Consider the following 22,091-nt stretch of genomic DNA (forward strand, 5'->3'; position numbering starts at 1 on the left):
TATTTTATTATATTAACCCAAGCTTTTTACGTGCTTCTATGATTATTGAGTCTACTGTATCTTTTAGATTTTCTTTACTATCAGCTGAAGAAGAGAGTATGCTGCAAAACTCATAACTTGATAAATCTGCTATGTCCTCTAAAGTCTTAATATCATGTTTACTAAGAGCAATTTTATTGTCTATTGATAAAGTTAAATTGATTACATCATCTTCCATACCTAGACTTTTTAGCTCTTCTATTTTTCTATCATTTTCTGCTTTCAGGTGCTTGTTTGCTCTGTTATGAAGTTCGTTTGCAATATCCTCATTAAAGCCCTCTATTGAAGCAAGCTCTTTGATTGAAGCGTTGGATATATCTTCTACGCTTGAAAAACCTTCTGTTACCAATAGCTGACCCATAATCTCTTCTAAGTTTAAAGCTTCAGCAAATAAAGCTGAACATTGACTAAGTTCCTTACTTCGCCTTTCTGATTCTTGCTGAGTGCTTAATATCTCAATTCTCCATCCAACAAGCTCTGAAGCTAATCTTACATTCTGGCCCTTTTTTCCTATAGCTAAACTCAATTGATCTTCAGCAACTATTAACTCTATGCAATTTTCATTTTCATCAATAATAACCTTCGATACTTCTGCAGGAGTAATGGCTTTAATAACAAATTGACCCAAATCTGAGGAGTAATTTATAACGTCAATTTTTTCACCATTTAATTCGTGTATAATAGTTTTTATTCTATCTCCCTTAACTCCAACACAAGCACCTACTGGATCAATGTTCTTGTCAGGAGAGAAAACAGCAACCTTAGACCTTGAGCCGGCGTCTCTAGCTATACCTTTAATTGTTACTAACCCGTCAGCAATTTCTGGTATTTCTTGATTTAATAATGCCTCTAAAAAGCCTTCATGAGTCCTAGAAAGAATAATTTGACGTCCATCATCAGAGCGCTTAACGGTCTGTATGTAAGTTTTAACCTTATCGCCTTCACGAAATGATTCACCACCGGTCAAATTTCGCAATGGAAGATATGTCCTAGTGCCATTTATGTCTATAATAAGATCTGAATATTCTACTTGTTTAACAATACCATACCTTATTTCTCCCACCTTATCTTTAAATTCCTCATATTGCTTTTTTGACTCTTCATCTTTAATTATTTGAGCAATCTTTTGCTGGGCAATCCTTGCTGAAGCAAGATCAGTGTTAAGAGAGAGCAATTCACTAACAGTATCTCCAACTTTTGCATCTCCTTTTATTAATTTAGCTTGTGTCAGCGTAATTGATTCATACTCAGTATTCTTTTCTCCATCTGATTCGTCATCAATAACTTTTAGTTTTCTGTATGAAGTAACTTTGCCTGTATTTCTATCTATATTAACTACAATTTTACTTTTGCTACCATATTTTTGATAAGCCACTGCTTCTATAGCACTTTCTAGTGCCTTTATTACAACATTAAAATCTAAACCTTTTTGAAGTGAAAGTTCTCCTGCTGTTTTTATTACATCAAGGCTTCCAACTATGTTATTCTTGTTACTTTTCTGCTTAACACTGCTTTTACGATTAGCAATCATAATAAATAAATCCAATGTAATTAGTTATAATTATAGCTTCAACGGGCAAAGAACGCTATCTTAAATTTAAATGATTGCTAATTTAAGTCAAGTTTTTTCATCTCTTTGTATGACAAGCAACGCCGGAGTAAAGAATAAAGTTAAGACCGTTGCAGCCAATATTCCACTTGCTATGGTTGTTGAAATGTCAACCCACCACTGGCTTGATGGAGCATCATATGTGATTTGTAGCGTAAAAAAATTGATATTTAACCTGGTAATCATCGGTATTAAACCAAGAACTGTGGTTGCAACGGTAAGCAATATTGGCCTAACGCGAGAAATTGCAGCGTTTATTACACATCGCTTGATGTCATTTTTGTGTACCTTAATTTGGTGATGAAAGGCATCAAGCAATAGTATGTTATTATTCACTATAATTCCTGCCAAAGCAATTATCCCCACTCCACACATAACAACTACGAAAACTTGTTGGATAAGAAAGAAAACAAAAAACACACATGTGGTGGATAAAAACACTGCTGTCATTACGATAAATGTATGGTATACATTATTAAACTGTGTCACTAATACCAATATCATTAGTGTAATCGCTAATATAAAAGCCTTTAACAAAAATGCTCCTGATTTTTGTTGATCTTCTTTGTCGCCTTTAAAATCAATTTTTACTCCCTTGTCCCAATCCTGGGCAATAGAATTCTGAATGAACTTTACTCTTTCATTAACAAGATAGCCAGTATCCACATCAGCGGAAATTGTCACTGTACGTAATCCATCAATCCTATTTAGTTTGTTTACCTTTTTTTCGGGAGCATATTTTACTATGTTGCTCATAGGATACGGGCCATTAACTGTATTGATAAAAAGATTATCTATAGTCTTCATGTTGCGTTCCCTTCTGGGGAAACGGAGTACAATATCGATTTCTTCATCCGTGTTATTTGGTCTATATTTTCCAATCAACACTCCATTTGTAACCATCTTTATAAAATCGCCAATGGTTGCAACACTTACTCCAGAACTTGTAGCTTTACTCTTATCAACACTCATATTCCACTCTATTTCAGGTGCTGATCTGCTATCTTGAATATTTATAAACCCGGATGAAGGTTGGTCAATAATTTTTAGAATTTTCTCTGCTGCTAAATTCAGATTGGATGCACTTCCGCTGAGGTTAATTTGTATTGGCTTGTCAGCCGACGGTCCTAACTTTTCCTCTTGAACATTAATTATTATTCCTTTCATGTCTTGCACACTGCTTCTTATATCGTTTAATATGTGCTTAGCTTTGCGCCTGAAGCGCCAATCCATAAGTTCTAGTTGAATTCTGGCGATAACGTTGTCTGAAAATGCTCCTGATCTAGCATAAGAAACATGAATTTCTTTTTCAACGCTCAAAATGCGTTCTTCCACTTCTTTGAGTATCAGATCTCGTTCTTTAGCTGATAAGCTTTCTTTTGCTTTAACACTGATTAAAATATTATCTGAATCCACTTTCGGAAAAAACTTCACTCCAGGACCAAAGGTAAAGTACAGCACACTAAATGAAAACAGGACGAATACAGTAGCACATATGAATTTTTTAGGATGATCTAAAACCTTCTCTAGCATGCGTATGTAAGCTCTTATTATAGGCCCAGCATTTTTTATCTCACCACTTTCTATAGCACTCATTTTTTTTATTTCTTTTTTTGAAGTTATTGAAGGCTTACCAAATATTGCACCAAGTGTTGGTATAAAAACCAAAGCCATAATGAGCGATCCAGTCAAAGTTAGAATTATTGTAATTGGTATGTACTGCATGAATTTACCAACAGTATCAGGCCAGAATAATAGAGGAAAAAACACTGCTAATTTAGTTAACGTCGATGATAGAACCGGATAAAACATATCACGAACTGAAGTGTGAAAGGCTTCTACTTTGTCCATTCCGCAGATCATCTTTCTATCGGCATATTCGCTGATCACAATTGCATCATCAACCAGCATGCCAACAGCCATGATTAAACTGAAGAGCACAACGATATTTAAGGTTATGCCCATAAAGTAAAGAGTTATTATCCCAATGAGAAAGGAACCGGGTATCGAGAGTGCCACAAGAATAGCAATCCTTGTTCCCATAGAAAGCATCATTATGATCAATATTAACAACACAGCGAATATTATGCCGTTTTCCAAGTCATCAAGCACATCGCGGACGTTTTTTGACTGGTCATTTAAGTACACCACTTTTAAATTTTCAGGTAATTGATCTTTTGCCTTATCCATTAAGTATTTTACTTGATTTACTGTGTCTATTATGCTTTTTCCGTTACGTTTTGAAATTTCTAGCACGACACTAGGTAATCCATTAATGCGAGCAAACCCTTGGTGATCCTCAAACCTAGAGTATACTTTTGCTATATCTTTGATTCTCAAAACTGCATCGCCTTGAGATCTAATAGGAATATTCATAATATCTTCTATATCTTTTAATAACCCTGATATTTTAATCGAATATTTACCGGTATCGTTTTCCAGTGACCCAGCTCCCACTAGTCTATTATTGCTTGATATAGCTTGGAATATTTCGTTTGATTGAATGTTATATTTTGTTAGAACTGTGGGCTCAATTATAACTTCCACTGTTTCTTTACGCATACCTGCCACTTCAACTTTGAGAACATTTGGCAGAGATTCTATTTCTTTCTTTAGCTTGCGTGCTATTTCAGTTAAGGCTCTTTCTGGCAAATTACCAATTAAGCCGACATTGAGTATCGGAAATAAGCTCAAGTTTATTTCATTGATTATCGGAGATTCTGCTTCAACAGGTAACTTCGATTTTATGTTTGAAAGCTTTGAACGGACATTATCGAGCACTTCTTTATTATCATACTCTGTTCCAAATTCGAGTATCATGTGAGTACCATCATTAGTTGCAAAGGCTCTCAATTCTCTTGCACCTTCGATGGATCTTAGTTCATTTTCTATAGGAAGCACTAATAGCTTTTCACTATCTTGAGCAGAAATCCCAGGAAGTCCAACAAACACGCTGATTATAGGAATCTGTATATCAGGGTTACTTTCCCTTGGCATTTTTACATAAACGTATGAACCGAAGATAAAAATTACTATAAGTAATAATACCACCGCCCTGTTTCGCTCTATGAGTAAGCTCTGCATGTTGAATGTTAACTAAATATGTGCGTTTGTACAATATTATAGTCGAGATACGTTGCATATTAATTAATCCTTGTGTAGCTTTAAAACTTTACGTAAATAATTAAAATTTTCGCAAAGTTGCAAGTATAAGAGCCTGTCTTCAAACTCAAGAATGAGCTAATTTGTGAAGCATAATAGTGATCATATTAAAGAAGATGTTGTTTTTTGAAGTGAGAAGAGAATGCTCATAATCCTTACTCATACGTCTAAAATTGGAGAGCCAAGCAAAGGTTCTCTCAACAATCCAACGTTTGGGAATAACCTGAAATCCTGTATCAACTATTTTCTTGGTAATCGTCAATAAACATCCAGTTTCCAATAAGCAGAGGTTTTGCAATTTACCTGTGTATCCTTGATCAGCAAAAAACTTATGTAATGTTGGAGCTTTGCATTTGGCTTGAACAAAAAGATTTAGTGCACCATCAAGATCCTGAATGCTTGCACTTTGTACTTCAGCAGCAATTACAAGACCTACAGTATCTACAACGATGTGGCGCTTTCTACCCTTTACTTTCTTGCCAGCATCATATCCTCTGGATCCCCTTTTTGAGTAGTTTTTACTGATTGGCTATCTATTATTCCCACTGATGGAGTTTCATTCTTACCAATTATCTCTCTTACTTTTTTAACTAGAAAATCATGAATCTCTTGCCATATTCCACTTTTTTTCAATCGCTAATTACAACTATACACTGTTTTCCATGGTGGAAAATCTTTAGGCAGTTGTCTCCATTGACATCCTGTTCTCATCATATAGCGGATTGCGTTAATAATTGTTCTAATACTATGTTTTCTTGGTCTGCCGGTCTTTTTAGGTTCAAAATATAGCTCTATTATCTTCCATTCTTTGTCACTTATATCGCTTGGGTACATTTAAAATATATCTTATAACACACTTCTTAACTCCTTTCTACTTAGTTTGAAGACAGGCTCTTACATTATCAGTATAGTATGTATAAAAATTTATTAATAACAATGATTGTATTTTTAAATTTTCACTACAAGACTTGTTTGTATGCTATATAAAGTGACCGCGAAAATTTCTATAGAGCATTTTAACAATATTAGAAAAATTATGAATTCAGAGGAAGGTGAAGCAGACGCAACAGCTTAAGCGGAAAGATTGAAAAATAATTGATGCTTTAAGTGAGTGACACGCACCTTAGTGCGTGTCACGAAGTATGAGGACGCTAACGATCTGGTTCATTAGACGATAATTTTTCTGAGTCCTTAAGCTCCTGTTTAAGGTTTTTGATGCCTTTTCCTAAATCACCCATAACTTGCGGTAATCTGCCTGCACCAAACAGAACTAAAATTATTATTAAGACTAGAAACAATTGCCATGGTCCTAAACTCATTTTCACCTCCATTTAAAATATTGACCTTTAAATATTAAAACTTGACTGAAGTCAAGTAACACATAGATTATATCACCTTTATTTAATTATAAATCAAGGTTTTTTAATTATTTTATAACAATTCCAAATTAGATTGTTTTCTTGCAGCGAATAAGTGGAAACTTTTCACTTAACTATAGAGTAGAGGAGAGCTCACTAAAAAACTTTGCTAGCGTATCATCTTTAGGCCTATGGTATATATCGCTAGAAACTCCTGATTGAATAATTTTACCATTTTTCATTACGTAGATAAAATCTGCAACTTTCAATGCTTCTTGCGGGTCATGAGTTACCATTAGCACAGGGGTATTTTTACTTCTAAAAAGGGACAATATATGTTGTCTTATTCGGCACTTGAGCAGTATATCCAAATTAGAAAATGGTTCATCTAACAACACAACATCAGGGTTTTGTGCCATCACTCTTGCTATTGCAACTAATTGTTGCTGTCCTCCAGATAAGACGTTAGGGTACATATTTTCATATTTTTCTATATTGAGTAACTTCAAGATTTCCAATGCAATTAGGTGCTTTTCTCTCTTGGAAGAGCTGCGGATAGCAAAGGTTATATTTTCTACTACTGTTTTGTGAGGAAATAATGCAGAATGCTGAAAAATCAATCCGATATTTCTATGCTCTATAGCGACTGATGCCTTATTGCTTGCAACTAACCTATCATTTATAAAAATAGTTCCAGATTTTGGATTTTCTATCCCTGCAATTAATTTCAAAATTGTTGACTTGCCACAGCCAGAATGCCCCAATAAACATGCAACACTTCCTTTTTTTACTTTAATGTTTATATTGCTTAAAGCAAAGTCGTCTTGATTGTTATAGAAATAACCAATGTTGTTAACTAGCATTAATCTTACTTAAACCATGTTATTAAATATAATAGCATTATACTCAAGAAGTACAGAAATGTTTCTTGTCGTCATAAATTGGTTATGCAAGAAATCTAGAAAAGAGAAGGATTTTTTGCTATAACTTTACATAAATGGTAGAAAACACGGGACTATAGCTCAGCAGGATAGAGCGTTGGACTCCTAATCCGAAGGTCGTGCGTTCGAATCGCACTAGTCCCACCACATTGCTTCACAAATTTCATGGAGATTTTTTTTCACAAATACACACACCTATTCCAGTGTCAAGCACTGGAATGACAAGTTCTTGGCAACCCCTACGTCATACCGCGATTCATTCGCGGTATCTCTTAGCCGCTAACACGTAGCGGGATACTTGACTTTACAACGTGAATTCTGGATTAAAGGAGAATAGAAAAGGCAAGAAAACAGGGTAAACTCAGCAGTGATAAAAAAATAGATGAGGTTACCCATGGAAGATATAACAAAACTGTTTTGTTTGGTCGATGATTTTTGCAGAGATATAGAGAAAAATTTTGCAGATAAACTACTGCCAAATGGTAAAAACCCCACAAGAACAACGGAAATTGAGCACTCCGAAATCATGACAATAATCCTGCTATATCAACAATCTCCGTGTAAAACTTTCTATCTACATTACCTAACGTTGCTCTACAAATCAGAGTTTCCAAAGTTACCTTCATATACCAGGTTTGTTGCTCTAAAGCCTAGGGTTTTGTGGCATTTAGCAATGTTGTTGCATTGGCTTTGTGGACAGTCAGAAAACACTGGAATTTCATATATAGACACAACTCCCATTGCAGTTTGTCATGCAAAAAGAATATCCAAAAACAAAGTTTTTGCTGGAATTGCAAAATTAAGCAAGAGCACTTACGGCTGGTTTTTTGGTTTCAAATTACATATGGTAATCAATGAAAATGTTGAAATTCATGCACTTACGCTAACAAAAGGCAATGTTGATGATAGGATACCTGTGCCAAATCTGACGGAAAAATTAATCGGTCTTTTGTTTGGTGACAAAGGTTATATTGCAAAAGAGCTTTTTCAGAAGCTGTTTGACCGAGGTTTGAAACTTGTTACCAAGGTGAAAAAAGGTATGAAAAATACATTGATTTCGTTAAATGAGAAGATTTTACTGAGAAAAAGGTCTATCATTGAGACTGTTTTTGGTTACCTAAAAAATAGACTAGAAATTGAACACACTCGCCATAGATCCCCTGTTAATTTTTTGGTTCATATCTTTTCTACTCTCATTTCCTATTCCATCAAATCCACAAAACCTTCTATTTCCTATACTTTCTTCCTTCCTTAATCCAGAATTCGCGTTTATAGTTCTTTTCATCATATATTCCATTTTTAGACCATAGATCTATTTATAATAGAAAGTTGAATTAGTAAGATAGCAGCTTTTTCTCCTTTTAGATTTATGGGTAATAGTAAGGTTCTGCGAGAGGCTGGCGGGGAAGGTCCGCTGGTCTACTCTCCTTTAGATGACCCAGAAAATATTCCGCTGACAAATAACCGTGCTGAGCAACAGATACGACACTACGTTGTTTATCGCAAAAATTCATATTTTACACAATCAAAGCAGGGAAACACATTCCTTGAGCGGATAATTTCATTATACTTAACATGGAAACAAAATGGGCTAAACCCTTTCCAAAATCTCCTATCTATTGTTTCTTAAACCACTCTGCTGAACGGATACTAATCACTTACCTTTTTTGAAAGGTATGTTTTCATTAAATAGGCAAACTGTACTTGATCCATTCCTTAAGGTAAACACTGAACTCACCCTTTCGATTATCAGGTAGTCGTCAATTGTACGGAAGTTTACTAAAGACTCATACCCTGCAGAATCAACCATAAAAACTGCCGGGAAATCAGAGTTTATTTTATTGAATTGCAGGTATGTAAATTTTCCGTCATCAAAAACCTTAATTGGTATTATTGACTGACTGCCTTTAACGTGCGAGATGGAATAATTAAAATTTAAGCCCTTCTTTACAACTTCAATATCGTTTATATCAGGAATAATGGTATGACTAGCTTGTTCGAAGATATCACCGTTATTTGTTGTGTAAATCTCATCACTGCTAAATAGTGGATAAAGAAACCTTACTTCATATGCTAATCTTGGATCATCCAGTCCAGTTGCTTCTTCAGCATGAAGCTCAAAGTAATAAACTCTTTTATTGGTAATTATAGTTGCATTAGTATCGGCAATATCATCTATAGGCTTAATAAACAATCTGTTACCTTGAGGAAGGAGTTGCCAACCAGTTGAATCACCCATTGAAAGGTTTTGTATTACCTCCCCTGGTTCAAACAATATGCTGGATTGATAACCATAAAAACCCGTATACTTATGTATAGCTTGTGGGTTATAATTTATTACCTTTATGTGATTATCTCCAGCTATTGAACGTGGCTCCTGTTTTGCAAGTGCATCACTACCACAAAAAAACAACAGTACGGCAAACAGTAAACCAATCATAATATCAAAATAAATTAATCTTCATTTTATCATTGATAGACATGCACTGCAACTGTTAAGCTGTGCTATAAACCCCAATTACAGGTTAGCAAGGGGTAGAAAAGGCAAGAAATAAGGCAAACTCCTTAAATACTTTAGAACTAAAGGAGGCTTCACCTGAACGGATATACTTGGAATCCTGCCATTTTCACTTCGTAAACATACCAAGAATTCTGTCCATTATTCCACCCATATTTGCTTCAGCTTGAGTATACTCTATTTTACCACCGTGCAAGATCAGTTTAATATCTGATCCAGGTGATATATTAACAAATTTACTGCCAACAACTCCACTGCTAGTGATCAGAGCTGAACTATCAATTGGCAATTTTATGTCTCTGCTTATACACATATCGATTCGTGCTACATAGGTAGCTTTGTCAAGTGATACACCAGTTATGCTTCCAACATCTACACCAGAGATCTTGACACTATCACTAACTCCTATACCGTTAGCGTTAGTAAAAAGACCATATATTTTATAGCAATCCTTGTAGTTTTTCTTTATGTAAGATAGCTTATCAATAGCAAAGAAAACCAGAAAAATAGTGAAAATTAATACAAATAATCCAGCGGTTATTTCAAGTATATTTGACCTTCGCATCTTTAGTTATCAGGACTCCAGCTTTTATAGTAATTTTTGATTTTTTGGTTTGGATAGTATGCATCTTTTGTACCCGTTAAATTAGGAGTATGTTTTACTTTTCTTTTTTTATTATTAACTGGTACTACATTATCAGTATAGTGAAGCCATATATGCCATTCCGGAGGCACTGTTGTAGGCTCAGAAACACTGCTATACATAATCCACCTTTTCCCTTTACTTGATTCATAGTAAGAATTTCCATTTTCATCTCTTCCTACAAATTTATCTTCTCTTCGTAATAGGCGTTTTATTGCGTTACAAATTTTAGATAACATAAGAGTATTAAAACAAAAAGTATTATATATACTAATACTTTAACGATATATTAACAACAATTTAATGCAATTACCAATTTTACAAGTTATTATACCAATAATTGCATCAATGTTTTGCTTTCTTACCAAGAAACACAAGGTATCTTGGTTTATTTCTTTTATTGCAACAACAATCACTCTTATCATTTCATCAATACTACTCATAAAAACATATAGAGGCGAGATTATAACTTATCACCTTGGAAATTGGGCTCCTCCGCATGGAATAGAGTTAAGAATCGACGTGTTAAACTCCTTGATTCTAACTTTGATGAATTTTATAGCGCTGATTAGCGTGCTTTATAGCTTTTATATTAACGAAAAAGAAATTAGCAAAAACAAAATCACTGGTTTTTACTCTCTATTTCTACTGTGCTTAAGCGGACTGCTCGGGATTCTAGTAACAAACGACATATTCAATCTTTATGTTTTTTTGGAAATTTCATCTCTTTCTTCTTATGTATTAGTTTCAATGGGAAGGGATAAAAAAGCCTTGGTTGCAGCATTTGAATATCTAATTAGTGGCACTATAGGGGCAACGTTTTACTTGTTTGGTGTTGGGCTTTTGTACTCCATGACAGGAACGCTCAATATGTCTGACATGGCTGAAAGAATAGTTCCATTATACGATAACAACATCATAAAACTTGGCACATTGTTCATTTTTGTTGGTCTCTCAATTAAAATGGCACTGTTTCCATTAAGCAGGTGGCTGATTAATGCATATAGTGAGGCGCCAAGTTTCATTAGCATATTCTTTTCAGGCACAGTGACAAAAGTGATGATATATGTTTTCATTAGGATCTTCTATACTGTTTTCCATCAGAATTTCTTCTTATTTAAACCATCACTAAGCAACGTGATAATTATCCTCGCACTTTGCGCTGTTATATTTGGGTCAATATCTGCAATAACTGCAAAAGATATAAGAAGACTGCTTGCTAATTCTAGTGTCAGCCAAATTGGTTATATAATTTTAGCACTGAGTTTTAACTCAAAAACAGGTGTATTTGCAGCAATTTTTCACATAGTAAACCACAGCATAATAAAAACATCTTTATTCATGGCTGCAGGATGTATTTCTTACAAATTTGATACAACAAAAATAGAGAATTTATCGGGACTCAAGAAATCAATGCCTTATACAGCACTTGCGTTTACTCTACTTAGTTTAGCATTAGTCGGTGTGCCGCTAACAAATGGCTTTGTAAGCAAATGGTATATAATGAAAGCAGTTATAGAATCTCGCGCGTGGATTTCCCTGATAGCTTTTGCTGCCGGTTCTTTTCTTGCACTAATATACATGTGGAAGATGGTAGAGAAAATGTATTTTGAAAATAGTGCAGCATCAAGCGCTGGAATGACACCGGACAAAATTAATGATGTGCCATTTCCTATGCTTTTCTGTCTATTGTTTATAGCAGCTTTAACAATAGTAACTGGAATATATAGCACTCCAATTCGGTTAGTAGTTGAGAAGTTGGTTTTTTGATTTTTATCTTTGTTTCATATTTTACTATACTTTAAGGTTATAAGTGTGGATAGGCTGAAGAAGATTCATTGGTTATTAGTCATTAACGTGATAGTGCTGTTTTGCGTTGGCATTGCTGTTCAATACTCTTCTGCTGGAGGAAAGTGGGTACCATTTGCAATTCACCAAATAGTCATATTTTCCTTCTTTTTCCTACTCGCTATAGCTATGTCATTCATAGAGCTAGATTTTTATTTGAAGCACGCCTACTTTTTTTATATAGCAGCAGCGATTTCGCTATTAGCAGTAAATTTTTTTGGCTCGCACATAATGGGTGCGACGAGGTGGATAAGAATTGGGTCAATTAGTTTGCAACCATCAGAATTTGCAAAAGTAGGCTTAATACTTGCGCTTGCTCGTTATTTTGATAAGCAAAGTGTGTATAAAATGATGGAATTTAAAAGATTGCTTAAGGCGGTAATAATTATTTTCTTGCCTGTATTCTTGGTGTTAAAGCAACCTAATTTAGGCACAGCTGTGATAATGTTGTTTATAGGAGCATCAATTATATTCACAGCAGTAATAAAAAGAGCTCATTTAGTAATTTGTGGGACGCTTGGCATTTTTGCAGTACCGGCTATTTGGCCTTTTTTACGTCCTTATCACAAGCAAAGGATATTGTCGTTTTTGGATTCATCAGTGGATCCACTTGGAATAGGTTATAATGCGCAGCAATCTCAGATAGCTATTGGTTCAGGAGGTTTGCTTGGTAAGGGCTTTGTTAACGGAAGTCAAACTCAACTTGGATTTTTGCCGGAGAAACGTACGGATTTTGCTTTTGCAGTGCTGAGTGAGGAGTGGGGCTTTTTAGGTAGCATGGCTTTAATTTTGCTTTATACCTCATTACTTGGCATAATTTTCTCTATCGCTTATAGGTCGAAAAATTATTTTTCTAAGTTAGTATCTATCGGGATTTTTGCTTTTTTTGGCGCTCATTTTTTTATAAACATTGGAATGTCAATAGGCCTCTTGCCTGTGATAGGCGATCCACTGCCATTTCTTTCCTATGGAGGAAGTACAACTGCTGCAAGCTTGATATGCATAGGATTATTGCTGGCAATAAAAGCAGATGAACAACAAAATGCTTGTATTTTACCTATGCTAAAGTAAAATTAAACTTTACTTAATAGTTTTTATGCTAGATGAAATGCGTGAGGAGTGTGGGGTATTTGGCATAAGTTGCAACCAAAGTGCTGCTTTTAACTCTATACTTGCTCTCCACGCTTTGCAGCATAGAGGTCAAGAGTCTTTTGGCGTAGTAACCAGTAACAACGATAAGCTGCACTCTTATCACTTTCAAGGTCAAGTGAGCAGCGTATTTGATGATATAGATGAAATAAAGAAATCCTTACCTGGAGATTGTGCAATAGGTCATGTTCGATACTCAACAAGTGGTAGTAAATTTGGAGTGCAGCCCATGTTTGGCAAAAGTGGCAAATTTGGGGATTTTGCCATAGCACATAATGGTAATTTAATTAATATTTCTCCGATACGCGAACAATTAATTAAACAAGAGTGCGTTTTTCAGTCAGATATTGATACAGAAGTAGTAGTGCATCTGACAGCAAGCGGTGAAAAAGATAGCTTTTTAGGGAGTTTTATATATGCATTAAAGCAAATACAAGGTACTTATTCTTTTGTGGCAATCAATCAAGAAGTAGTTATTGGAGTACGTGATCCATCTGGAATCAGGCCTCTTGTTTTAGGAAAGTTAAACGGTTCTTACGTTCTTGCATCTGAAACTTGTGCTCTTGATATAATAAATGCAGAGTTTGTTAGAGAAATAGAACCAGGCGAATTAGTTACCATCAGTTCGGATAGCAAGCTAGCCTCAATGTTTCCTTTCCCACAGCAAAAATCAAGTTTTTGTATTTTTGAATACGTTTACTTTTCGAGACCAGACAGCATAATGGAGAATAGGTCCATATATGATATAAGAAAAGAAATAGGAAGAATACTTGCAGAAGAGAGCCCACCAAAAAACAATGTAAATATGGTTGTACCAATACCTGATTCTGGAATACCTGCAGCTATTGGATATGCAAAGCATTCAGGATTACCTATGGAACTGGGGATAATTCGTAATCATTACATAGGAAGAACTTTTATACAACCAACCGCTGAAGTACGTAAAGTTAGAATAAAATTAAAATTCAATGCTAATAAGCACACTTTGAAAGGTAAAAACATAATTTTAATAGATGATAGTATAGTGCGTGGTAGTACGTTAACAAATATAATAGTTATGCTAAAGGATGCAGGAGTAAAAGAGATTCACCTCAAAATTTCAAGCCCACCAATTAAGCATTCTTGTTTTTATGGAATAGATACGCCAGAGTGCAAAGATTTAATTGCTGCAAATAAATCTGTAGAGGAAATTAAGGAAGTTATAGGAGTAGATAGCCTAGCCTTCTTGAGTATTGATGGACTATATCAGGCTGTTAAAGGAGAGGTGCGTAACAATGCTACACCACAATATTGCGATGCTTGTTTCACTGGTGATTATCCGATTGGCAAATAGTCTACGCAAGATCTTAAGTTTAGAAAATCTTAAACCGCCAAAATTTCTCTTGGCCTTTACTAATTCCGATTCTCGGAGTGCAAATATAATCTGGTTTGAGGTGAGATTCATAAACACAAAATTTGTGGCTTATAGTAAGGTCTTGCTTATTATGTTCTTTTGTAATGTTTAATCTTTTGCACAATATTCCTGGTCCGCCTAAGTTTGCTTCAAGCGGTTCAATGAGCTTTAATCCCCGTATTAACACTACTGCTGGGAACCCTTCTGCTTCTGTTACAATATTTAAACAGTAATACATTCCATATATAAAATACACGTATGAAAACCCCGGCATACCAAACATTACTGAGGTTTGGTTAGTATAGCCTCTTGCCGCGTGACAAGCTGGGTCATTCATTCCTATATAGGCTTCAACTTCGGTTATTATTCCACTAAAGTTAGAAAATTTGAGGACTTTTCCCAATAACTCTCCAGCTACAGTTAAGGTCGGCCGCTCGTAGAAATTTCTTGGTAGTATTATGTTGCTCATTATAAGAGTATAAGTTACTTGCAAATGCAAGCAACTTATACTGAATTTTCACTACTTTACCTATTTTGAGCAGCAGAAGCTTGATGCTTTTGTGGTGCGCCGCTCAAGTCTTCTACATTTGTTGAAGGCTGCTCCAAAAATTTTACTTCTTCAGAGCTTTGTTGTAATTGTGTTTGTGGCAATTGTGATGCTAATGCTTCATGTAAAGACTTTGGTTCACGTCTCTTGCCTACTTTTACTTCTTTGTTTGCACGTAACTGTTCTTCAGTAACACCGTTGCTTTCAAGTAGCTTTACACCATTCTTATCGTCAATATTAATTTTAATTTTACATTCTTTTCCATCAACATACCACTTTAAAGTCATTTCATATAATCCACTAATTATTTCATAAACTCTTTCCCCTTTATCATTAATATAGCAACATGCCCCTCTCTTTTTTTCCTGATTAGAATGACAAAATGTAATTGTTTTTACATTGTACTTTTTACACATATTACCACTCAGAAGTTTAGCTATATCTACTCCTTCTTTACTAACATTCAACACAACTCTCACGGAAGGGTAAACAACATTCCCTTTTGCCTTCTTTTATCATTATGGACCCTATGGTATTATTTTTCATACCTTCAGATATCTCTGATTTAATTTGGTCAACAATTTTGCCTACAATCTCTTTGGCGTGATACTGAGATTCTCCTTTCTTTGGAGAAAAAGGTTTTTGGTTTGTGGTATTGGTAGAAGGGTTGTTCTGTAATGCAAAGAACTTATTCCATTCTTCATCGCTTTCTAACTCGACATATTTACGCTTATTCTTGTCTGGTGTTGATTTAGGTATATCCTGAGTGCTCAAATCGCTAGGAAGTCCTTTTGTTTTATCAGAATTACCGCTCTCCTTTGCTTTATTACTTAGAAGGGTAAGATGCTCTTCTGGCTTTTTCTTATCCGGTTTTAAAGTTGTATCATCAGAAGGAAGTTCCTCCACCATAGGCACATGAGGACTTTTAACTTTATCCTTATTGCGAAAAACTGGAATGCTTTCCCAGAGCTTTTTCCAGAGTTCTGTAATCTTGCCTAACATATACCCTCCATTATCGTTAACACATAACGCTAGCGTACGAGCATTATATCAATTGGTCAACATATAATTACAGCAACAAAATTTTTTATATTAAAGGCTCAAATATTCCTTTGCTTGATCGGTTAGAACGCGCCCTCTTGGTGTGCGCTTTACAAAACTAATTTTGATTAAATAAGGTTCTACTGTTTCTTCAATGTTGCCAACATCTTCGGATAGCGCAATAGATATGGTGTCAATTCCAACAGGTCCTGAGGTGTTGAATAAAAATCTTAGATAATGCATATCAAGTTTATTGAGTCCCATTTTGTCTACACCCAATTTTAGCAATACAGAATCAGCGACTTCATAAGTGATTTTTTTATCATCTTTCACTTCAACAAAATCCCTTATTCTTCTGAGTAACCTCAAAGCAATTCTTGGAGTGCCACGTGCACGGCAGGCAATTTCCCGTGCTGCATTTTCTTCAATTTCAGTAGAAAGAACTCTTGCGCCTCTTTTTATAATATTAACCAGTTCTTCAAAAGAATAAAACTCAAGATGCAAAGGAATGCCAAAACGATCCCTCAGTGGCGCAGAAAGTAATCCAAGCCGTGTTGTTGCTCCAATTAGCGTAAATGGTGGTAGATCTATCCTTAAAGTGCGAGTAGATGGACCTTCACCTACTAATATGTCCAGGCAAAAATCTTCCATAGCAGTATATAAAACTTCTTCAATGCTGCGATTTAATCTATGGATTTCGTCGATAAATAGAACATCTTTTGCATTTAAAGTGGTAAGCACTGCGGCCAAGTCCCCAGCTTTGCTAAGTAAAGGACCAGAAGTTGCGCGAAAGCTGACCCTTAACTCTTTAGAGACAATTTGCGCTAAAGTTGTTTTGCCAAGTCCTGGAGGACCATACAATAAGACGTGATCTAAAGCTTCAGTTCTCGTCTGTGCAGCATTTATAAACACTTTTAAATTTTGTATTAAGTCTTTTTGCCCGACAAAATCATCAAGTTGTTCAGGTCTGATGTTGATATTGCGCACATCTTCAGTATATTCTTTATCGCACGATATTGATTTCATAATGTTTTAAGCGCCATGCGAATAATATCCTTGGTGTCCAGATTTGACGATTCGTCTTGTATTTTTTTTATCGTATCATAAGCTTTCATTTTTTCATACCCAAGATTGATCAATGCTGAAAGGGCATCTTCATTGATTGGATGAAAATTATTGTTATTTATTTCTAATTTACTCACTTTGCCACTTAATTCAGTGATGATTCGATTTATGAGTTTCAGGCTAAGTCCACTCATCTTGAGTGCTACTTTATCTTCATTCATAATTGCCAAAAACAGCTGTTCTGGAGTTAATTTACTCAAAATTGACATTGCAGTTTTATAGCTAACACCACTTACTTTAACAAGCAACCTCAAGCACTGCTGTTCTTCTTTGCTTATAAAACCATATAGCTGAGCGACATTTTCTCTGTTATTTGCATAGGTTTCGATAAGTAATTTAACTCTACTTCCGATGGAACATGCATTTAAAGTTTTGGCTGAGAGATACACCATATAGCCAACATCATTCACATTCAGGATTATGTGATCACTGCGCACTTCATCAACTATTCCGCTTAGATTTCCTATCATTTTTAGCACTGTATAGGGTTCAGTTTAAATACTCCTGGATCTTAGGTCAAGCAAACGAACATTATAACGGAGAGCCAAGTAGCTCATAGAAACGAAAAACTTCCTTGACATATTTTGCCAACATTTGCCGCTTCAAGTCTGTCTGCTATGACTTTTATATACTGATAATCATTATACTCACACCCCGGTACCACCGTTTGAAAGCACAGTTCAATGAATTTTAGAAAGTTTATTTTGTCCATGATATAATGTTGAAACCAGCGCGTGACGCTGGGATGACAAAAAAAGGAGCACTGGAATGACATCTTCCTGCCCAGTTCATGTTGCTATAAATATTAAGAAATTTACCAAATAAAAAAAAGGCAAAAGAAGCCCCGTGGTTATTATCCGCTTTAAAATATTGGCGTTTTTTATGTTTTAAACGCTTGACAAGCGAGATTAAGCTGCTTTTAATTGCAACTAACCTACGCTGCAAATGTTTAAGAAATTTACCAAGCAGAAAAAAAGACAAAGAATCCCCGAGTTAGCTAGTCCTTTACTATCTTTGTCGAGTATTGGCATTTTTTGATGTCCTGTAACGCTTTGTAAGCGCGTTCAGCTTATTTAGACAAAAATCTAGATGTAGATGAAGTTTTGTAAAGACATACAGTATCTATATACTGCAAAAATTGAACATAAGACGCCGATACATTAAGTAATCCTTACCTTTTAATCTGCAGATTGGCGAAAGCAAATACAATAGTTTCACTGTCATGATAAGGGGGCTGGCGGAGTTTGTCAAGCAAGTTTTATGGCCTAGCGTCACACGCTGGAATGACACCGGATCTCACATTCATTCTACTGCAACGCAGAAAATTCGTACAATTGTGCATGATGTAGGGTTTCTGGCTACATTTTTCTATTAAACTCACCTTTCCTCTATGTAACAGATTTCGTATTAAATTTTAAATTTAATGCGCCTAGATATACAAGCATTCCTAGCAAAACCATAGGTATAGAAAGCAACTGCCCCATAGTTAAATCAAGCCACAAATAGCCAATTTGATAGTCTGGTTCGCGAAAAAACTCAACGAAAAAACGTGCTATTCCATACCACATAACTGCAATACCAGTTAACGCACCGTGATACAGTCTTATTCTAGTCAAGAAAAACAGTGAATTTGCAACTGCAAAAAGTAGCAGTCCTTCAAAAAGTGCCTCATAAAGCTGGCTTGGATGACGCAGCAAATTATCACCACTTTCTGGAAATACCATACCCCATGGCATAGTTGTAACTCTGCCAAATAACTCTCCGTTTATAAAATTGCCTATGCGACCTAAAAATAAACCTATGGGAACTCCGCAAGAAACTAGGTCCAGTGCATAAAATATAGGAATGTTATGTCTTTTACACGAAATTATTACTGCAAGCAAAACTCCTATAGCACCACCATGAAATGACATTCCTCCTTCCCAGGTCTTCAATATCTCGATAGGGTTGCTTATATAAAGAACTGGATCATATATCAATACGTAGCCAAGTCTACCTCCAAGGATAATGCCTACAATAGTGGCTGTTAATAACGAATCGTAAAAATTCTTAGTAAATATTTTTTGGTCGTCTAGCTTGTGTAAATACCAATATGCAGACACTATACCCAAAACGTAAGCTAAGGAATACCAATATATAGAAACAGGACCGATGCTGAAAATTACTGGATTTAAAGACATATTTTGCTATAAATTATTCTTAGACAATCTACTTTTTTCACGATCCCACTCTCTCTGTTTTATGGTTGCTCTCTTATCGTAGAGTTTTTTTCCTTTTACAATGGCAATTTTAGTTTTTGCAAATCCTTTATCATTAAAATAGATCGAAAGCGGCACAACAGTTATCCCAGCGGTTTTGATTTGACCAATTAGTTTGTTTATCTCTTTTTTATGTAAAAGCAGTTTACGTTCCCTTTTTGGTTTATGATTTTTTCGGTTTGCAGCTTTATATTCTGCAATATGCATATTGTGCAGCCATATTTCGCTATTCTTTTCGATAACGTAGGCGTCGGAAATATTTACTTTTCTTTCTCTTAGCGATTTAACTTCACTGCTTAATAAGACCATACCCGCTTCAAATTCTTCTAAGATGAAATATTCAAACCTTGCTTTCCTATTTTCTGCAATAACTTCCATATCTAAAAATATCTTTAAGCTTCAATATATTACAGAGTTTTTGACTTAATTCATAATATATCTTTCCTTAAAAAATCATTTAAGTTATACTGCAAACCATGAACCTTAGGCAAAAAATCAAGTTTTTTTCTCTATCATTTGTAATTTTATTTTCTCTATGGACTGTATTGTCTGGTTATTTTGAGCCATTTTTTATTTTTTGTGGAGTGTTTTCCTCTATATTCACATTATTTATCTTTAGAAGGTTGATAAACGCTGAAAGAGCTCTTAGCCAGATTTTAAATGGTACGAGTAGACTGTCGTTTTATAAGTTAGTAAGTTATATACCATGGTTAATGTACCAAATCATTTTATCAAGTGTTTATGTAACAAAAAAGGTGCTACGACTCAAATCTAAGCTTGAGCCAATCATTATCCTAAGAAAATGCAAAGGGCATAATGATGAAAGCATTGCGTTATTTGCCAATTCGGTTACAATCACTCCTGGAACTTTAACTATCAATGTTGAAAGTAAGCAGAAAACATATTTCTCTACCATGTATCTGATAGATAAAGATCTTGAAAGCGGCATTTCTGAAATAGAAAATAAAATCTTAAAAATACTACGTTCAGTTAAGTAATTGCTTTAAATAAGTTAACAGCATCCTTATATTCCCTTACAAGACTTTCAAGCATCTCTTTTGGAAGGCTATTGTTAACAATAGAACATAAATAATTATATAAATCTTCTAACCTTAGTATGTTATTTCTCTTCTTGCTGTTGAATTTATACGGAAAAATACCTTCCATAACTTCAATAGTAGTAGCCTTGTTTAAAAATACATTTTCACTTGTCACGCTTATTCTTGCTAAAACAGTGTTAATTTCAGGTTCGTCATTTGTATAAAAATCTGATAGCTGAGTTATTCTAATAACGTATAAAGTTACTATTTTTGATAAGCAATTATCAGCATATTCACAATTTTTTATTACCTCCCACTGAGTAACCTGGGATTTACCTATTTTTGCATTGTTCGGTAATTTACTCATTCAACTTTCTCCATTTAATCCAGTAGATAGATTATACTAATACTTTGTTAAATAAATGATAACACAATCATAAAAATATATATTCATAATGGCATGTTATGTAAAATAGTACGATATCCAAACATTAAAGTTGATTTAGGCTGGTTTATATTGGGCACCTCTTATTTCTGCATTACCTAAGAGCCTGTCTTCAAACTCAAGAATGAGCTAATTTGTGAAGCATAATAGTGATCATATTAAAGAAGATGTTGTTTTTTGAAGTGAGAGGAGAATGCTCATAATCCTTACTCATACGTCTAAAATTGGAGAGCCAAGCAAAGGTTCTCTCAACAATCCAACGTTTGGGAATAACCTGAAATCCTGTATCAACTATTTTCTTGGTAATCGTCAATAAACATCCAGTTTCCAATAAGCAGCGGTTTTGCAATTTACCTGTGTATCCTTGATCAGCAAAAAACTTATGTAATGTTGGAGCTTTGCATTTGGCTTGAACAAAAAGATTTGGTGCACCATCACGATCCTGAATGCTTGCACTTTGTACTTCAGCAGCAATTACAAGACCTACAGTATCTACAACGATGTGGCGCTTTCTACCCTTTACTTTCTTGCCAGCATCATATCCTCTGGATCCCCTTTTTGAGTAGTTTTTACTGATTGGCTATCTATTATTCCCACTGATGGAGTTTCATTCTTACCAATTATCTCTCTTACTTTTTTAACTAGAAAATCATGAATCTCTTGCCATATTCCACTTTTTTTCAATCGCTAATTACAACTATACACTGTTTTCCATGGTGGAAAATCTTTAGGCAGTTGTCTCCATTGACATCCTGTTCTCATCATATAGCGGATTGCGTTAATAATTGTTCTAATACTATGTTTTCTTGGTCTACCGGTCTTTTTAGGTTCAAAATATAGCTCTATTATCTTCCATTCTTTGTTACTTATATCGCTTGGGTACATTTAAAATATATCTTATAACACACTTCTTAACTCCTTTCTACTTAGTTTGAAGACAGGCTCTAAGCAAGCTAAGCTGTAAAATGACAGTTG

Annotated in this window: 27 protein-coding genes, 1 tRNA gene and 1 pseudogene; 7 read left to right on the plus strand and 22 right to left on the minus strand. The window is 34.9% G+C overall.

What is annotated here, in order from left to right; all coding sequences use genetic code 11:
• Positions 1–7 precede the first annotated feature (7 nt).
• The 7 genes from nusA to ACFELZ_RS02740 form a co-directional block, all read right to left on the minus strand.
• Positions 8–1,570, minus strand: a complete 1,563-nt coding sequence (gene nusA / locus ACFELZ_RS02710; RefSeq protein ID WP_375316450.1) for a transcription termination factor NusA — start codon at positions 1,568–1,570, stop codon at positions 8–10.
• An 87-nt stretch (positions 1,571–1,657) separates the two neighbouring features.
• Positions 1,658–4,732 carry an efflux RND transporter permease subunit gene (locus ACFELZ_RS02715; RefSeq protein WP_375316451.1) on the minus strand — a complete coding sequence of 1,025 codons (3,075 nt, stop codon included), beginning with the start codon at positions 4,730–4,732 and terminating at the stop codon, positions 1,658–1,660.
• Between the two features lie 145 nt (positions 4,733–4,877).
• Positions 4,878–5,336, minus strand: a complete 459-nt coding sequence (locus ACFELZ_RS02720; RefSeq protein ID WP_375316639.1) for a transposase — start codon at positions 5,334–5,336, stop codon at positions 4,878–4,880.
• A complete protein-coding gene (locus ACFELZ_RS02725; RefSeq protein ID WP_375315781.1) occupies positions 5,279–5,443 on the minus strand; it encodes a hypothetical protein in 165 nt (54 codons plus the stop codon). The genes ACFELZ_RS02720 and ACFELZ_RS02725 overlap by 58 nt, the downstream gene beginning before the upstream one ends.
• 3 nt (positions 5,444–5,446) lie before the next feature.
• Positions 5,447–5,644, minus strand: a complete 198-nt coding sequence (locus ACFELZ_RS02730; protein ID WP_375315805.1) for a transposase — start codon at positions 5,642–5,644, stop codon at positions 5,447–5,449.
• 317 nt (positions 5,645–5,961) lie between these two features.
• Positions 5,962–6,129 carry a twin-arginine translocase TatA/TatE family subunit gene (locus ACFELZ_RS02735; protein WP_006013840.1) on the minus strand — a complete coding sequence of 56 codons (168 nt, stop codon included), beginning with the start codon at positions 6,127–6,129 and terminating at the stop codon, positions 5,962–5,964.
• Positions 6,130–6,302: 173 nt separating this feature from the next.
• Complete coding sequence (locus tag ACFELZ_RS02740; protein ID WP_375316452.1) at positions 6,303–7,031, minus strand: ABC transporter ATP-binding protein; 729 nt, start codon at positions 7,029–7,031, stop codon at positions 6,303–6,305.
• A 148-nt stretch (positions 7,032–7,179) separates the two neighbouring features.
• On the opposite strand from ACFELZ_RS02740, the gene ACFELZ_RS02745 reads away from it, so the two are divergent.
• The 3 genes and pseudogenes from ACFELZ_RS02745 to ACFELZ_RS02755 form a co-directional block, all read left to right on the plus strand.
• Positions 7,180–7,256: transfer RNA gene (locus ACFELZ_RS02745), tRNA-Arg, on the plus strand.
• A 247-nt stretch (positions 7,257–7,503) separates the two neighbouring features.
• Positions 7,504–8,364, plus strand: coding sequence for an IS982 family transposase (locus tag ACFELZ_RS02750; protein WP_375315786.1), 861 nt, complete (start codon positions 7,504–7,506; stop codon positions 8,362–8,364).
• A gap of 171 nt (positions 8,365–8,535) precedes the next feature.
• Positions 8,536–8,739 (plus strand): annotated as a pseudogene (locus ACFELZ_RS02755) (IS66 family transposase); the annotation flags it as partial.
• A 24-nt stretch (positions 8,740–8,763) separates the two neighbouring features.
• Here ACFELZ_RS02755 and virB9 read toward each other — a convergent pair.
• The 3 genes from virB9 to ACFELZ_RS02770 form a co-directional block, all read right to left on the minus strand.
• A complete protein-coding gene (virB9, locus tag ACFELZ_RS02760; protein ID WP_375316453.1) occupies positions 8,764–9,549 on the minus strand; it encodes a P-type conjugative transfer protein VirB9 in 786 nt (261 codons plus the stop codon).
• 187 nt (positions 9,550–9,736) lie between these two features.
• Positions 9,737–10,192, minus strand: a complete 456-nt coding sequence (gene mlaD / locus ACFELZ_RS02765) for an outer membrane lipid asymmetry maintenance protein MlaD (protein WP_375316454.1) — start codon at positions 10,190–10,192, stop codon at positions 9,737–9,739.
• Between the two features lie 2 nt (positions 10,193–10,194).
• On the minus strand, positions 10,195–10,509 hold the full coding sequence (locus tag ACFELZ_RS02770) for an NADH-ubiquinone oxidoreductase subunit NDUFA12 family protein (protein ID WP_375316455.1): 315 nt from the start codon (positions 10,507–10,509) through the stop codon (positions 10,195–10,197).
• 64 nt (positions 10,510–10,573) lie between these two features.
• Here ACFELZ_RS02770 and ACFELZ_RS02775 point away from each other — a divergent pair, with 64 nt between their 5' ends.
• The 3 genes from ACFELZ_RS02775 to purF are packed head-to-tail and all read left to right on the plus strand — an operon-like array spanning position 10,574 to position 14,600.
• Positions 10,574–12,040 carry a proton-conducting transporter membrane subunit gene (locus tag ACFELZ_RS02775; RefSeq protein WP_375316456.1) on the plus strand — a complete coding sequence of 489 codons (1,467 nt, stop codon included), beginning with the start codon at positions 10,574–10,576 and terminating at the stop codon, positions 12,038–12,040.
• A gap of 45 nt (positions 12,041–12,085) precedes the next feature.
• Complete coding sequence (rodA, locus tag ACFELZ_RS02780; RefSeq protein WP_341821286.1) at positions 12,086–13,189, plus strand: rod shape-determining protein RodA; 1,104 nt, start codon at positions 12,086–12,088, stop codon at positions 13,187–13,189.
• 25 nt (positions 13,190–13,214) lie between these two features.
• The gene (gene purF, locus ACFELZ_RS02785; RefSeq protein ID WP_375316457.1) at positions 13,215–14,600 is read left to right on the plus strand and encodes an amidophosphoribosyltransferase; all 1,386 of its coding nucleotides are present in this window, start codon (positions 13,215–13,217) and stop codon (positions 14,598–14,600) included.
• A gap of 19 nt (positions 14,601–14,619) precedes the next feature.
• Here the strand turns inward: purF and ACFELZ_RS02790 are convergent, their stop codons facing one another.
• From ACFELZ_RS02790 to smpB, 8 genes are all read right to left on the minus strand, one after another.
• A complete protein-coding gene (locus ACFELZ_RS02790; RefSeq protein WP_375316458.1) occupies positions 14,620–15,129 on the minus strand; it encodes a DNA-3-methyladenine glycosylase in 510 nt (169 codons plus the stop codon).
• Between the two features lie 56 nt (positions 15,130–15,185).
• Positions 15,186–15,674 (minus strand): hypothetical protein, encoded by a 489-nt coding sequence (locus ACFELZ_RS02795; RefSeq protein ID WP_375316459.1) that lies wholly within the window; start codon positions 15,672–15,674, stop codon positions 15,186–15,188.
• Positions 15,664–16,209, minus strand: a complete 546-nt coding sequence (locus tag ACFELZ_RS02800; RefSeq protein ID WP_375316460.1) for a hypothetical protein — start codon at positions 16,207–16,209, stop codon at positions 15,664–15,666. The genes ACFELZ_RS02795 and ACFELZ_RS02800 overlap by 11 nt, the downstream gene beginning before the upstream one ends.
• Before the next feature lie 90 nt (positions 16,210–16,299).
• Positions 16,300–17,274 carry a Holliday junction branch migration DNA helicase RuvB gene (gene ruvB, locus ACFELZ_RS02805; protein ID WP_250296119.1) on the minus strand — a complete coding sequence of 325 codons (975 nt, stop codon included), beginning with the start codon at positions 17,272–17,274 and terminating at the stop codon, positions 16,300–16,302.
• Positions 17,271–17,843 carry a Holliday junction branch migration protein RuvA gene (gene ruvA, locus ACFELZ_RS02810; protein WP_375316640.1) on the minus strand — a complete coding sequence of 191 codons (573 nt, stop codon included), beginning with the start codon at positions 17,841–17,843 and terminating at the stop codon, positions 17,271–17,273. Before ruvA ends, ruvB begins: the two co-directional genes overlap by 4 nt.
• A gap of 229 nt (positions 17,844–18,072) precedes the next feature.
• Positions 18,073–18,354 (minus strand): hypothetical protein, encoded by a 282-nt coding sequence (locus ACFELZ_RS02815; RefSeq protein WP_375316461.1) that lies wholly within the window; start codon positions 18,352–18,354, stop codon positions 18,073–18,075.
• 407 nt (positions 18,355–18,761) lie between these two features.
• Positions 18,762–19,553, minus strand: a complete 792-nt coding sequence (lgt, locus tag ACFELZ_RS02820) for a prolipoprotein diacylglyceryl transferase (RefSeq protein ID WP_264735383.1) — start codon at positions 19,551–19,553, stop codon at positions 18,762–18,764.
• A 6-nt stretch (positions 19,554–19,559) separates the two neighbouring features.
• Positions 19,560–20,009, minus strand: a complete 450-nt coding sequence (gene smpB / locus ACFELZ_RS02825) for an SsrA-binding protein SmpB (protein WP_253309571.1) — start codon at positions 20,007–20,009, stop codon at positions 19,560–19,562.
• A gap of 98 nt (positions 20,010–20,107) precedes the next feature.
• Between smpB and ACFELZ_RS02830 the strand changes: the two genes are divergently transcribed.
• On the plus strand, positions 20,108–20,629 hold the full coding sequence (locus ACFELZ_RS02830) for a Na+/H+ antiporter subunit E (RefSeq protein WP_253302098.1): 522 nt from the start codon (positions 20,108–20,110) through the stop codon (positions 20,627–20,629).
• Here ACFELZ_RS02830 and ACFELZ_RS02835 read toward each other — a convergent pair.
• The 4 genes from ACFELZ_RS02835 to ACFELZ_RS02850 form a co-directional block, all read right to left on the minus strand.
• Entirely contained in the window at positions 20,622–21,038 is a 417-nt protein-coding gene (locus ACFELZ_RS02835) for a hypothetical protein (RefSeq protein ID WP_253302099.1), read from the minus strand. The two genes, ACFELZ_RS02830 and ACFELZ_RS02835, sit on opposite strands and share 8 nt — an antisense overlap.
• Before the next feature lie 196 nt (positions 21,039–21,234).
• Positions 21,235–21,693 (minus strand): transposase, encoded by a 459-nt coding sequence (locus ACFELZ_RS02840; protein ID WP_375316641.1) that lies wholly within the window; start codon positions 21,691–21,693, stop codon positions 21,235–21,237.
• A complete protein-coding gene (locus ACFELZ_RS02845; RefSeq protein ID WP_375315781.1) occupies positions 21,636–21,800 on the minus strand; it encodes a hypothetical protein in 165 nt (54 codons plus the stop codon). Before ACFELZ_RS02845 ends, ACFELZ_RS02840 begins: the two co-directional genes overlap by 58 nt.
• Before the next feature lie 3 nt (positions 21,801–21,803).
• Entirely contained in the window at positions 21,804–22,001 is a 198-nt protein-coding gene (locus ACFELZ_RS02850; protein WP_375315780.1) for a transposase, read from the minus strand.
• Positions 22,002–22,091: the final 90 nt, after the last annotated feature.

It is taken from the genome of Wolbachia endosymbiont (group A) of Colletes cunicularius, assembly GCF_964264715.1.
Taxonomy (GTDB): Bacteria; Pseudomonadota; Alphaproteobacteria; order Rickettsiales; family Anaplasmataceae; genus Wolbachia.